Raw genomic sequence first — 12,813 nt, 5'->3', positions numbered from 1 at the left:
GCATACCTCATGCTGGCAATTTCAGGACAGATGTTAGCACGGCGGTGCTGAAAAGGACCGCAACAACGACCATCCATTCAAATGATATCGATTTGGCAAGATGATTAGCAGCGGCCTGATCACCCGTTGCCAGATTGGGGATGAATCGCAGCTTGTTGGCGGCAGCAAGGGCAAGCAACACAGCCACAAAAAGAACCTTGAGAACGAGGGCTTGGCCGTAGCTTCCACCGAGAAGGGCGGACAATGAGCCCACCAACTCAAAGCCCATGTATCCACCAGCAAGGACCAGCAGAGGCACTAAGACCGATGCCATCCTACCAAAGCGGTGCCCGAGGTCCGCTGCGTCCGTTGCGCCATTCGCATCCAATGCAGCTGTTCGCAGCGGTGAAAGAATGCCGATCCATATGGAGATCGCGACGAGGTGGAACATCAACACGAGGTTCAACACTGGACGGCTGCGGCCAGGTATGTGCCCAATAGTCGTGAAGGACCACAGTGCAAGGCCCCCTCCGATCAGCGAAAAAGCCCAACCAATCCGCCCCAAGAACAGGCCGACCACTAACAACACAAGTCCCAATGACCGTAGCGTGACTGCGGTACCAACAGGTGTTGACCAGAGCAAACCCAGCATCTCGGGATCTGTCATACCACGCGCATCACCTGTCAGCGTGGCACCCGCCAATGAAAAGCTCAGAAGCGTTGCTGCAAGCCCGAGACTTGCGAACATCACTGTGAAGCGGCGGTGGCCTGACAGTTGGAACAGAATTGACGTAAGCACTGTTCCCACCGAAGTCAGCACCCCGAGATAAAGTGCGAACTTCGTCGCAATGGATGCCAATCCCCACAGGTCTGGCATGGCTATTCGACTGTGAAGCTGAACGACCCGTTCAGAGCGTGACCGTCAGCACCGAGACCGCGCCACTCGATCACGTACTCCCCCGATCCCATGGCCTGCAGTGGGATGGCATAGCCCGAAATGAACCCATCAAAGCTATCCAGATCAAGATCTACGGTATGTGTCTCAGCATGTGTCATGCTGACCCGTGTCAGTCGAATATTACCTTTGAAGTCCATAATGACTTCTGATGGCACCTCTGCAACAGTAGCCTCATTCGCTGGTGTCGTCGTCTCAAGTGGCGAATGCGCAATCGCTCCAGTCGTCCAGAGTCCGATCATTGCGGTAAGCAGTATCTGTTTCATGACTTGTCCCTTCATGGCCATCAGTTAATCCCATTGGCACCTTGTAGTTCGCGGATGTAGGCTATGATCATTGTAACATCACCTCGGGTGATACCTTCCACTGGCGGCATATCTCCGAATGGCCAGTGATGTGCGCGAACGCCCATGGCTGCTGCCCGCTGAAAGCTTTCGTCTCCATGGTGGCTTGGTTCATAGATTTTGTGGACCAGAGGAGGGGCGACGCCATCCTGCCCCACTGCATTGGTTCCATGGCAGGCCGCACACTTTGCATCAAACACCAACTGGCCAACTTGTGCATTCTCCGAAAATGTATCGGGAAGAACGACTTCAGCCAAGGCCGTGTCTCCATTGCTGGCAGTTGGGCCAGATTGAGAGGTTGGCTCTGATGATGGCCAGAAAGCGTAGCCTACTGCACCAACTGCGAGTATCGCCGCTGCGGCGTAGATGAGTTTCATTTTTCTTATTGCTTCCAAGTTTTGATAATGCGCTACACCTTCCAGTAAGTGGAAGGTCAAACGCTTTTCCATCACAGCTTTGAGAGCATCCAAAGGGCCATGCCGATCATCATCAGGTTTTCGATGAGTGAGACGAACCCCAGTGGCACCTTGCTATCACCGCCGACACAGGCACATTTGAGTTCCCGCTTGTCGATGTAGACCGCCTTGAACACACTCACCGCCCCGATCCCAGCGACGACCAATGCGGCAGGTGCCGAGAGCCATGTTAGAACACCTGCCATCATCAATAGGCCAGCCCCCGTCTCCACGAACGGGTAGACGTAGCCGTATCGCACCCATCGCTGAGCCAGCAGATCATAGTTGAGGAACATGGTCGCAAACCGTTCGACATCCTGAAGTTTCTGCAACCCCAGTAGGACCATGGAGATCGATATGAACCATTCGATGGTCCGACCAGCAAACGCAGTGCCAAGCGTGACCCACGTCACCGCGATGGCCATCAGTAATGCAACTGAGAACAAGACGATCACAGGTTTATAGGTAAGGCTATCCTTGGCTTTGGTGGGTTTGCCGAAGTGTTTGCTTAGATCATCGAACCCACCGATCCGCGTTCCGTCGATAAAGGTTTGTGGGGTCGTCGTAACACCATACTCTGCCTTGAAGGCGTCAACCTCATCCCGACTGGTCAGGTGTTGATCATTGACTTGGTAACCTTGCCGTTCCAGCAGGTCTTTCGACTTGAGGCCAAAGGGGCACATGTGATCCTTCATCACCATTCGGTGCAGGATCGCGGTTTTAGTGGTGGTATCTTTTGGCATGATATCAATCCTTGCGTAGGTTGCAGCTGCAACCTTGAAACTGTTTCATTCACAATCTATTCTTTCCAGTAACTGAAAGGTCAAGGGTCACATCCATGAATATCTCCGCCGCGTCAAAGGCCGCTGGTCTGCCTATCAAGACCGTGCGCTACTACGCTGACATCGGTTTAGTTCGGGCCCCGTCACGGTCGGACGCTGGCTACCGTACTTATGACGACGCAGCAGTCCGAAAGCTGGTATTCATACGACGGTCCCGAGAGTTTGGTTTCACCATCGAAGAATGCCGCGAACTTCTTGGCTTGTACCAAGATAAGGATCGTACCAGCGCGGAGGTCAAACGTATCGCGTCAAAAAGGCTGGAAGAGATCGAGAAGAAGCAGCGTGAACTGCAGTCTTTGCATGATGAATTGGCGCACTTGGTGAAAACCTGTCGTGGAGACCATCGACCTGATTGTCCGATTATCGATTATCTGGGGTAGTGATGTTTGCGGCAGCCCGTACAATGGCACAGCCCGGCGCGATAGGGCTTACCTTGGGCCACAAGCCGAACTTTACCGCAAAGACACCCTGCCTTGACTGCGTCCATAACACGTTTCCTTGTCCATTCCTGTCTAAAGACCCTGCCCATGTATCTTTGCCGTCACAAGCAAGAATTGCCGTTTTATGCATAGTCAACAGCGTAATGAAACAGGCAGAACGTGCATAGGATATTGAAAATAAGAACTATGGAACGTCACGCATTTTAGAAGCGACGCAGGGGATTTTGTGAATTCTGTCACTGTTGGCGTCAGGTAATATTAGCATGAGTGTCAAGCATTTCTGATCTAAATCAGTCATTTGTCACTATTTATACAAAGGTCCGCAGTGCGGACAAAACCGACCTTGGCCGAAAGTCAGGACTATGAGATAACACTGGATATTTCAGCGAGTATAGCTCTGATGTTTGGGGCTAGCTTGATACCTGTTTCATCAATCATGTAATTCAGGTGATCCAAGGCTAGACCAACTTCACCGTGATCCACGTAATCCTGCACAATCCTATCTCCACCCAATAGGTTAACCTGATTCAATGGGCTATCCGGATGGGGGTTTCCCCCGACCTTTGCGAATTCCATATCAACCAACTTTTGAATTTCAGGGGTAGCTTCATTTATCAACTTGATGACTCTTTCCATTCGTCCCAAATAGCTTCCACCGCTACCTTTTCAAAGCGCAAAAAGGGCTCAATACCGTCATTAGATCAAAGATAATTCCACCATATTTTCACGTATTCGAGGACGTTAGTGACAGGAATACGTCTTCCAGATCTGCCTCAACTGTTTTGACGTCTTTGATGCGGATGCCCGCGTTGTGGGCGGTTTTTAAGCCGGTTTCGTAATTCGAAAATAAATAAGATTTGGATTAGCTTTGCCATACGGATGGATCAGGGCTGTATGTGTATTGATCTTTTGGTTTACTGCCAGAACCGTATCGCACATATTATTTGCGATACTGGGGCAAAGGCGCTGTTAATGGTCATCAGTTGCAAAAGTTGAAGTCAAATAATCGGGACATTCATTTTGTTTTCTAAGATCGTTATTTCCGATGCAATCAAGGCCGTGCTTCATAGGTCACCCGGTCAGTTCGAAATATTTGAGCATGCGTCCGAAGATAGCTCAGAGCAACGGTGGTATGTGTTCAGGCAGAAAAAAATAGCGGGCGATAGTTATGCGCAATTTGTTGTGGCTGCGTGTTTGGCTATGGCGCCTGCGAATCTTGTGGTCGAATTGAACGAGCTGTTTGGCTTGAATAATGCCCGGAAACGCGGGCGAGCCCGGTTAGAGAAATCTTATGAAAATTTTGCCACATCGTTAACCCGGTTTAGCCCCCAAACTTTGACCGAAGAGACGTTTGCGGAACGCTTAAAGCGTATTGCTGAGGGCGCGCCATCGCCAATCGCGCGCGCCCTTATCATTCCAAACGGTTTCGTCAGCAGCTCTGTTATCTGTGACGAATGGGATGAACTGTTTTTAGCTGCCGAATTCAACGATGCGTATTTTGCGTTTCACTGGTCTACGACCGCATAGCATTATTCAACGCAACAACATTCGGCTTTAGATAAACGATAAGTGATGCCTGATATTTTCAGATTACCCGTCAAATTCCAAACCGATAGTGTACCTGGTCAGAAAATCGATACGTTTCGCCGTATAGTCAGCCAGGCAAATTAGCGCACCTTTTTCACTGTCGAAGGGGTTATAGATTGTCCAGGCGGCAATCGTGCAATCAGCGTTGCGGCTTGTGCTCCAGGCATCCTGCGCCCGTTCTAGGGCAACAGTGTCTTCACCACGTTCATTGGCAAAAGCAAGGGCCGACGCATACGTGTTTGATAACAGCGCTTGGGTTCGGTCGTAGTGATCCGTCAGGCATTCTAATTCATTATTTGTAGGGTCAGTTGCATCATAGCAGTTCTGCAAGACGATTTGGGAACAGGCGCTGGCTATTATTCCACTTGCTGAACAGTCTGCATACATGTCGTAGTTTGCGTTTTTCAGTGCTGCCAAACGTGCCAGCCTGTGCAACGGATTTTGGGGTTCAATCGTGTTTGGATCACACACAATTTCCGTGTGCGTCCCATCTGGCTGGGTGACAAGAATACCGCCATCGACTGCGCCGCCATCAAGAACATGTTTATCACCCACAGGTCTGTTTCTGCCCGCTTCGCTAAAGACTTCGTAAGATGTTGCGCCATTATAGAACGTTACACTTTCAGTGAAATTGACATCGTCCCATAGCGCAAGCGTATGTTCCACAGTTGCAACCGTATCGTTCAGGGTCAGGTCTATCAGGCCATCTGCATTGGCATAGCGATATGTAATTTCATCGTCACCAACGTGTACGCCAACTTTATTCGCCCCATCATTCAAAGAACATTCAAACAGCCTTTGCGTCTGATTGTTTTGTGCCGCAGCGGGTGACGCCAGCAGAGCCACACAAAGATAAATCGCAAGCACACAGCGCATTGTTCTTCTTTCTTTTCAAACACAACGCGCACCCATCCCGATTTTATAATCATGGTCAGATGCTGTGTCATGTTGTTCATAACATTCAAAATCATCACTTAAACGCAAAGAATAGATGTGGCGATGGTTTTAACAGATTATTGCGAAAGCTGTTATACGCGCCATTGCTGAAGATAAGCAATTCTGGACCACCTTAACCAGTCAATTCATCTGAAGAACTCTGACTGCGGTGCTATTTGCATGGGTTTTCCAAGCGGATGGGTCAGGGCGATAACCGCCCTGACCTGTATCTTTTATTGCCAGGACTGGATCAGCTCATCATAGCTGACTGTCATCGGCTCTTCATCGGTGCTTTCCAGGGCCGCTTTGGGCGAACCGGGTTGGTTCAGCCAGTATTCGGCGTCACGCTCTTCGTTCATGACGGGACCCAGGTCGCCCTGAACACCGGCACGTTCCAGACGGATCAAGACGCGTTCCTGTTCTTCGCACAGGCTGTCCAATGCCGCTTGGGCTGTTTTGGCACCCGATGACGCATCACCGATATTTTGCCACCACAGCTGCGCCAGCTTTGGATAATCCGGCACGTTAGTTCCAGTGGGTGACCACTGAACGCGCGCAGGCGAGCGATAGAATTCAATCAACCCACCCAGATTTGGCGCGCGTTCGGTAAAGCTGTCGTGGTTGATCGTGCTTTCCCGAATGAACGTCAGACCCGCGTGGGATTTTTCGACATCCACGGTTTGCGAGGTCACAAACTGCGCGTAAAGCCACGCAGCTTGCGCGCGATCCACAGGTGTTGACTGCATCAGCGTCCAGGATCCAGCATCCTGATAGCCGACTTTCATGCCGTCTTCCCAATATACGCCATGCGGACTTGGGGCCATACGCCAGCGCGGTGATCCGTCGTCATTCAACACGGCAGAGGCACCGTCGCCAACCATGTCGGCGGTAAAGGCGGTGTACCAGAACATCTGCTGTGCAATGCTGCCCTGTGCTGGGATCGGACCGGATTCCGAGAACGTCATACCGGCCGCTGCGGGGGGGGCATAGTTTTGCAGCCAATCCACATATTTTTCGATCGCATAGACGGCGGCAGGGCTGTTGGTGGCACCACCACGGGCAACGCAGGATCCCACTGGTTGTGAATTTTCATTCACGCGGATGCCCCATTCGTCAACAGGCAGACCGTTGGGTTCACCGACTGATCCCATACCAGCCATCGACATCCACGCATCGGTGAAACGCCAGCCAAGCGATGGATCTTTCTTGCCGTAATCCATGTGGCCGAAGACTTCGCCATCAACGCCCATGTGGCTTAGGTCGCGCCCGGTGAAGAACGCGGCGATGTCTTCATAAGCGGACCAGTTGACCGGAACACCCAGTGGATAGCCGTATTCAGCTTCGAAATCGGCCATGTTCTTTTCATCGGTGAACCAGTCATAGCGGAACCAATATAGGTTCGCGAACTGCTGCGTTGGCATCTGATACAGCTTGTCATCGGGTCCGGTTGTGAACTGCAGGCCGATAAAGTCATCCAGATTAAGTGTCGGGCTGGTGACAGATGCACCTTCGCCAGCCATCCAATCGGTCAGGTTGCGCACTTGCTGGTAACGCCAATGTGTCCCGATCAGATCGCTGTCGTTGACATAGGCGTCATAGATATTTTCGCCCGATTGCATTTGCGTTTGCAGCTTTTCCACCACGTCGCCTTCGCCGATCAGGTCATGATTGACCTTGATGCCTGTGATGGCCTCAAAAGCGGGGGCCAGAACGTTGGCTTCGTATTCGTGGGTTGTGATGGTTTCGGATACAACGTTGATTTCCATCCCGTCAAAGGGCGCGGCGGCGTCAACGAACCACTGCATTTCAGCTTCCTGATCGGCACGCGACAGGGTGGATCGTTCAACATTGGCGTCCAGAAACGCACGGGCGGCGTCCATATCGGCGAACGCGGGGCCTGCAAGCAGGCCAAGCGTCAGCCCCAGGGCCGTTGTGGATTTAAGTGTCAGGTTCATTATGTTCCTCCCATTTATTATAGAACCACTTAGTATGCATCAGGGCGCATATTTTCGCCCTTGGCAAGAGTATGCGTTAGACCCAACGGAAAACCGCGACTGCATAGATCAGGCACAGACCAAGGGCCGCCCATTGTGTGATGTCGGTCAGGCCAAGCCAGGCCAGATTGATAAAGGCCGACCCCAAAAGCGTAATAAACAACCGATCACCGCGTGTTGTTTCGATTTGCAGAATACCGACGCGGGGTGTTTCGGGGAATTTGATTGCAAGGATCGTGAAGGTGATTAAAAGGCTCGCAATCACAACGAAGAAAATTGCGGTGGGCCAGGTCCATGCCATCCATTCCATATTAATCCCTCCTATACTCGACCAAGGGCAAAGCCCTTGGCGATATAATTCCGCACAAAGTAAATCACCAAGGCCCCTGGGACGATGGTCAGCATTCCAGCGGCGGCCAGAACGCCCCAGTCAAGGCCCGAGGCCGAAACGGTACGGGTCATTGTGGCGGCGATGGGTTTGGCATCGACCGATGTCAGGGTGCGGCTTAGCAGCAATTCCACCCATGAAAACATAAAGCAAAAGAATGCCGCCACGCCGATGCCGCTGGCGATCAGGGGGGTGAAGATGCGGATGAAGAAATGCGGAAACGAATAGCCGTCGATATAGGCTGTCTCGTCGATCTCTTTTGGGACGCCGCGCATAAAGCCTTCTAGGATCCAGACGGCCAGCGGGACGTTGAACAGACAGTGTGCCAACGCCACGGCGATGTGGGTGTCAAACAGGCCCACGGATGAATACAGCTGGAAGAATGGCAGTGCGAAAACGGCAGGCGGGGCCATGCGATTGGTCAACAGCCAAAAGAACAGATGCTTGTCGCCCATAAAGTTGTAGCGGCTGAACGCATAGGCTGCGGGCAGTGCAACGGCCAGGCTGATGACGGTGTTGATCACGACGTAGATCAGCGAATTGATGTAACCCCAGTACCAGCTTGGGTCGGTCAGGATCTTGATATAATTCGCCAATGTCAGATCACGCGGCCAAAGCGAAAAACTGCCAAGGATTTCGGCGTTTGTCTTCAGACTCATGTTCAGCAGCCAATAGATTGGCAGCATCAGAAACAGCAGATACAGGGCCATGACGACTGTTGATCCGTTAAAGCGGGATTTGCGAGATTTGGCCATGTTCTATACCCCGTCCCGTTTGTCCAAATTGGTCATCACAGTGTAAAATACCCATGAAATCAACAAGATCACCAGAAAATACATCAGCGAATAGGCCGCTGCTTGACCCAGATCGAATTGACCAAGCGCCATTTTGACCAGATCGATCGACAAGAACGTCGTGGTGCTGCCCGGTCCGCCACCTGTGACGACAAAGGGTTCGGTATAGATCATGAAACTGTCCATGAACCGCAGCAGGATGGCGATCATCAGAACGCCGGACATTTTGGGCAATTCAATATACCAAAACACGCTGAACCGGCTGGCCTGATCGATTTTCGCGGCCTGATAATAGGCCTGTGGGATAGATTGCAGCCCGGCATAGGCCAAAAGCGCCACAAGCGATGTCCAATGCCAGACATCCATCACAATCACAGTGATCCATGCGGCCACCGGGTTTTGGGTATAGTTATAGGACACGCCCATCCAATCCAGCGTATGGCCCAAAAGACCGATATCTACGCGTCCGAAAATTTGCCAGATGGTGCCGACCACATTCCATGGGATCAGCAAAGGCAGCGACATCACGACAAGGCAGAACGATGCCCAAAACCCACCTTTTGGCATGTTCAGCGCAATGAAAACGCCCAGTGGGATCTGGATCGCCAGTATAATTGCCGAAAACGCCAGTTGGCGACCAAGGGCACCCCACATGCGGTCGCTGTTTAAAAGTTCTTCGAACCATTCAAGGCCAGCCCAGAAAAACTGGTTATTGCCGAATGTGTCCTGCACCGAATAATTAACCACAGTCATCAGCGGGATCACGGCGGAAAAGGCGACAAGGATCAGAACGGGTAGAACCAGAAACCAGGCCTTGTGATTGACGGTTTTGTTCATGGGGCTGCTCCTTGGGTCGGGGTCACGCGCCAATCATCGGCATAGATATTGATGCCAGCCACGTCGAACTGAACGGCGTTTGTATCGGTGGCGATGCTTTGGTCTTCGCCCACGATCGCGTTTACTTCGGTGCCAGCCACATCGAGTCGCACGATCTTATGGCGCCCCACATCTTCGACCCGTTGGACGGTGGCAGGGATTCCGCCGTCTGTCGAAAGCCTTACAAATTCAGGTCGAACGCCGATCTGAATTTTATGACCCTGCGGTGTGTAATGCGCACCCAGATCAACCGGGGTGCCTGCAACATTGGCCTGACCACCCTGAATATCGGCGTCCAGCACATTCATGCCAGGCGATCCGATGAAATAGCCCACGAACGTATGCGCGGGGCGTTCGAACAATTCCTGCGGGGTGCCCATTTGAACGACACGACCATCGTACATAACGACGACTTTATCGGCAAATGTCAGCGCTTCGGTCTGGTCATGCGTCACATAGATCATCGTATGACCGAATTCATTGTGCAGCGATTTCAGCTGTGTGCGCAGTTCCCATTTCATATGCGGGTCGATCACGGTCAGGGGTTCATCAAACAAGATCGCGTTGACGTCTTCGCGGACCATGCCGCGGCCCAAGCTGATCTTTTGTTTGGCGTCCGCCGTCAGGCCGCGCGCCTTGCGCTGAAGCTGCTCCTTCATCCCGATCATTTCAGCGATTTTTCTGACCCGTTCGTTGATATATTTGATGTCAGCGCCACGGTTCATTAGTGGAAATGCCAAGTTGTTCCGCACTGTCATAGTGTCATAGACGACCGGAAACTGGAAAACCTGCGCGATGTTGCGTTGCGTTGTGGCAGCTTGTGTTACATCGAAATCATCAAACAAAATGCGGCCTTGGCTGGGTTCGACAAGGCCCGATATGATATTCAAAAGCGTTGATTTCCCGCACCCTGATGATCCAAGTAGTGCATAGGCCTCGCCGTCATTCCAGACGTGGTTCATTTCTTTCAACGCCCAGTCATCATCGTTTTTGGGGTTATCCAGATAAGAATGGGCCAGATTTTCAAGCGTGATCTTTGCCATGGGTCAGGCCGCCTTTGCATAAGCTGCAGGTGACACAAGCGTGCCGTCCTGGGCGAAAATATAAACGTGCGACGGGTCCAGATAAACGTTCAGTGCCTGCCCTGCGGTCAGCATTTGCACACCGTGCACCAACCCAACCCACCGGTCGCCGTGGTGATCCAGGTGCACAAAGGTTTCCGATCCAGTGATTTCGGTCACGCTAAGCTGGGTCTGAAATTCCATGGCATCGGCGGTATGTGCGTGCAGTTCAAGATGGTTGGGCCGGAACCCGGCCATATAGGTGCCATCGGCCAATTGGGCCAGACTGCCTTTGGCTTCAGCACTTTGTGCGTCGCCAAAAGATAAACGGTTGTTGGCTTTCGTGATGTTCAGAAAATTCATCGGCGGGTCGGAAAAGACGCGGGCCGTCGTGGCATCAACCGGCGTGCGGTACACCGATGGGGTTGGGCCAAACTGTGTGATCCGGCCTTCCCAAAGGGTGGCGGTGTTGCCACCCAACAGCAGCGCTTCTTCGGGTTCGGTCGTGGCATAAACAAACACCGCGCCAGAGGCTTCGAACAGTTTTGGAATTTCCTCGCGCAGTTCTTCGCGCAGTTTATAATCCAGATTGGCCAACGGTTCATCCAGCAGGACCAGTCCTGCATTCTTAACCAACGCACGGGCCAGGGCACAGCGTTGTTGCTGGCCGCCGGATAGTTCAAGCGGCTTGCGCTGTAAAAGCGGTGTCAGCTGCATTAGGTCAGCGGCCTTGTGGACCTCTTCCTTGATCTGGCTTGCAGATTTTCCCATCAGTCGTAGGGGCGATGCGATATTGTCATAAACCGTCATCGATGGATAGTTGATGAACTGCTGATAGACCATCGCAACCTTGCGGTCCTGAACGCGCATACCTGTTACATCGCGACCATCCCAATGCACACGGCCTGCGGTCGGTTTATCAAGCCCCGCCATCAGACGCATCAGGGATGTTTTGCCTGACAGTGTCGGCCCCAACAGCACATTCATCGTGCCCTTTTCCAATGTCAGGTCGGTGGTATGGATATGGGTGTTGGATCCCACGATTTTAGAGACACCCTCCAGGATCAAGCTCATTCAGATATTCCTTGTCCGGATCTGATCCGCAAAAGTGTGCTGCCAAGTTTATTGGTCTTGGGGGTGTCCAAATGCAGACAGCCCTGTTGGTCTGAACAAAGCATGGCAGCTGACCTCCCCTTCAGATTTGCGCATTATCTAAACGAGCACATCGTCAGATCAGGGGCAACCACTTTGTTCAGATCTTGCGGCTGTTATTTTTCAATATAGCGTTTCAGACTTGTAGTCGGGTCTGTTTTTAACAAAGCGATACAACCATGGGCGTATATTGGCAGGCTTAGACCTTTTGGCAAGTGACGAACGTTTCACTTGCGGTTAAGACAAGTAAGACAGTCAAAAGGACACTGCGAATGGCGCTGCGCGCTGATGATATCGAAACACTAACTTTTAAAAAGGCGCTGGTCGTCGACGATCACCCTTTGTTTTGCGATGCTTTGGCGCTGACATTGAAACTGGTGTCAGATATCGAAGATGTCACGACAACGGACAGGCTGGAAAATGCGTTGGATATCATAACTCATTCCAGCAAACCTGATGTTATTATTCTGGATCTTAACCTGCCGGATGTCACCGGGCTTGACGGGTTGATCCGACTGAAATCCGTGGCGCCCAAAGTGCCTGTGGTTGTTGTGTCATCCATGGCGGACAATCGGATGATTTCTCACAGCTTGCGTGCAGGGGCGTCTGGCTTTGTGCCAAAGCACAGTCAGCGCGACGTGTTCCGGGATGCCTTTTCGCATCTGTCCGAAGGGCGCGTTTTCACGCCAGACGGGTATGTTGAGGTTACAAACAACGAAGATCCGTCAACCGGTCCCGAGGATGCGCTGGCGCGTTTATCATCCCTGACGGCACAGCAGGCGCGTATCTTGCAGTTGATTTGTGAAGGCAAGCTGAACAAGCAAATTGCGTACGATCTGTCGATTGCAGAAACGACCGTAAAGGCCCATGTGACAGCCATTATGCGCAAGCTGGGTGTGCAAAGCCGTACCCAAGCTGTGCTGATCGCACAAGAAGCCCGATTTGCAAAAGTCTTGCCAACTGTCAACTAACCCCCTTATCGTAACAAAATAATAACAAGCGGGAACGCA

At 51.9% G+C, this 12,813-nt stretch carries 16 protein-coding genes; 3 read left to right on the top strand and 13 right to left on the bottom strand.

Annotation, left to right across the window (positions count from 1 at the left end; translation table 11 throughout):
• Positions 1 to 7: 7 nt before the first annotated feature.
• From HRQ87_RS00775 to HRQ87_RS00760, 4 genes are all read right to left on the bottom strand, one after another.
• On the bottom strand, positions 8 to 838 hold the full coding sequence (locus HRQ87_RS00775) for a copper resistance D family protein (RefSeq protein ID WP_246251603.1): 831 nt from the start codon (positions 836 to 838) through the stop codon (positions 8 to 10).
• A gap of 20 nt (positions 839 to 858) precedes the next feature.
• On the bottom strand, positions 859 to 1,200 hold the full coding sequence (locus HRQ87_RS00770) for a copper resistance CopC family protein (protein WP_174134449.1): 342 nt from the start codon (positions 1,198 to 1,200) through the stop codon (positions 859 to 861).
• A 20-nt stretch (positions 1,201 to 1,220) separates the two neighbouring features.
• Complete coding sequence (locus tag HRQ87_RS00765; protein WP_174135328.1) at positions 1,221 to 1,655, bottom strand: c-type cytochrome; 435 nt, start codon at positions 1,653 to 1,655, stop codon at positions 1,221 to 1,223.
• Positions 1,656 to 1,726: 71 nt separating this feature from the next.
• A complete protein-coding gene (locus HRQ87_RS00760; RefSeq protein WP_174134448.1) occupies positions 1,727 to 2,476 on the bottom strand; it encodes a MauE/DoxX family redox-associated membrane protein in 750 nt (249 codons plus the stop codon).
• Between the two features lie 95 nt (positions 2,477 to 2,571).
• Between HRQ87_RS00760 and cueR the strand changes: the two genes are divergently transcribed.
• On the top strand, positions 2,572 to 2,955 hold the full coding sequence (gene cueR, locus HRQ87_RS00755; protein ID WP_174134447.1) for a Cu(I)-responsive transcriptional regulator: 384 nt from the start codon (positions 2,572 to 2,574) through the stop codon (positions 2,953 to 2,955).
• Here the strand turns inward: cueR and HRQ87_RS20750 are convergent.
• Positions 2,943 to 3,062 (bottom strand): GFA family protein, encoded by a 120-nt coding sequence (locus HRQ87_RS20750; RefSeq protein WP_484555902.1) that lies wholly within the window; start codon positions 3,060 to 3,062, stop codon positions 2,943 to 2,945. The two genes, cueR and HRQ87_RS20750, sit on opposite strands and share 13 nt — an antisense overlap.
• 313 nt (positions 3,063 to 3,375) lie before the next feature.
• Positions 3,376 to 3,651 carry a hypothetical protein gene (locus tag HRQ87_RS00745; protein ID WP_174134446.1) on the bottom strand — a complete coding sequence of 92 codons (276 nt, stop codon included), beginning with the start codon at positions 3,649 to 3,651 and terminating at the stop codon, positions 3,376 to 3,378.
• A 384-nt stretch (positions 3,652 to 4,035) separates the two neighbouring features.
• Between HRQ87_RS00745 and HRQ87_RS00740 the strand changes: the two genes are divergently transcribed.
• Positions 4,036 to 4,542 (top strand): hypothetical protein, encoded by a 507-nt coding sequence (locus HRQ87_RS00740; RefSeq protein ID WP_174134445.1) that lies wholly within the window; start codon positions 4,036 to 4,038, stop codon positions 4,540 to 4,542.
• A gap of 63 nt (positions 4,543 to 4,605) precedes the next feature.
• On the opposite strand, the gene HRQ87_RS00735 is transcribed toward HRQ87_RS00740, so the two are convergent.
• The 7 genes from HRQ87_RS00735 to HRQ87_RS00705 all read right to left on the bottom strand — a co-directional run bounded on the left by HRQ87_RS00735 (position 4,606) and on the right by HRQ87_RS00705 (position 11,725).
• The gene (locus tag HRQ87_RS00735) at positions 4,606 to 5,478 is read right to left on the bottom strand and encodes a lysozyme inhibitor LprI family protein (protein WP_174134444.1); all 873 of its coding nucleotides are present in this window, start codon (positions 5,476 to 5,478) and stop codon (positions 4,606 to 4,608) included.
• Positions 5,479 to 5,771: 293 nt separating this feature from the next.
• Positions 5,772 to 7,493, bottom strand: a complete 1,722-nt coding sequence (locus HRQ87_RS00730; protein WP_174134443.1) for an ABC transporter substrate-binding protein — start codon at positions 7,491 to 7,493, stop codon at positions 5,772 to 5,774.
• A 76-nt stretch (positions 7,494 to 7,569) separates the two neighbouring features.
• Positions 7,570 to 7,842 carry a DUF2160 domain-containing protein gene (locus HRQ87_RS00725; RefSeq protein ID WP_174134442.1) on the bottom strand — a complete coding sequence of 91 codons (273 nt, stop codon included), beginning with the start codon at positions 7,840 to 7,842 and terminating at the stop codon, positions 7,570 to 7,572.
• 11 nt (positions 7,843 to 7,853) lie between these two features.
• Complete coding sequence (locus tag HRQ87_RS00720; protein ID WP_174134441.1) at positions 7,854 to 8,675, bottom strand: carbohydrate ABC transporter permease; 822 nt, start codon at positions 8,673 to 8,675, stop codon at positions 7,854 to 7,856.
• Positions 8,676 to 8,678: 3 nt separating this feature from the next.
• On the bottom strand, positions 8,679 to 9,551 hold the full coding sequence (locus HRQ87_RS00715) for a carbohydrate ABC transporter permease (RefSeq protein ID WP_174134440.1): 873 nt from the start codon (positions 9,549 to 9,551) through the stop codon (positions 8,679 to 8,681).
• The gene (locus HRQ87_RS00710) at positions 9,548 to 10,633 is read right to left on the bottom strand and encodes an ABC transporter ATP-binding protein (protein ID WP_174134439.1); all 1,086 of its coding nucleotides are present in this window, start codon (positions 10,631 to 10,633) and stop codon (positions 9,548 to 9,550) included. Before HRQ87_RS00710 ends, HRQ87_RS00715 begins: the two co-directional genes overlap by 4 nt.
• A gap of 3 nt (positions 10,634 to 10,636) precedes the next feature.
• On the bottom strand, positions 10,637 to 11,725 hold the full coding sequence (locus tag HRQ87_RS00705; protein WP_174134438.1) for an ABC transporter ATP-binding protein: 1,089 nt from the start codon (positions 11,723 to 11,725) through the stop codon (positions 10,637 to 10,639).
• 350 nt (positions 11,726 to 12,075) lie between these two features.
• On the opposite strand from HRQ87_RS00705, the gene HRQ87_RS00700 reads away from it, so the two are divergent.
• Positions 12,076 to 12,774 carry a response regulator transcription factor gene (locus HRQ87_RS00700; RefSeq protein WP_174134437.1) on the top strand — a complete coding sequence of 233 codons (699 nt, stop codon included), beginning with the start codon at positions 12,076 to 12,078 and terminating at the stop codon, positions 12,772 to 12,774.
• Positions 12,775 to 12,813 lie beyond the last annotated feature (39 nt).

It is taken from the genome of Parasulfitobacter algicola (genome assembly GCF_013315265.1).
Lineage (GTDB): Bacteria > Pseudomonadota > Alphaproteobacteria > Rhodobacterales > Rhodobacteraceae > Parasulfitobacter > Parasulfitobacter algicola.
The sequence above is the reverse complement of the archived record's forward strand: the minus strand, read 5'-3'. Positions and strand labels throughout refer to the sequence as shown.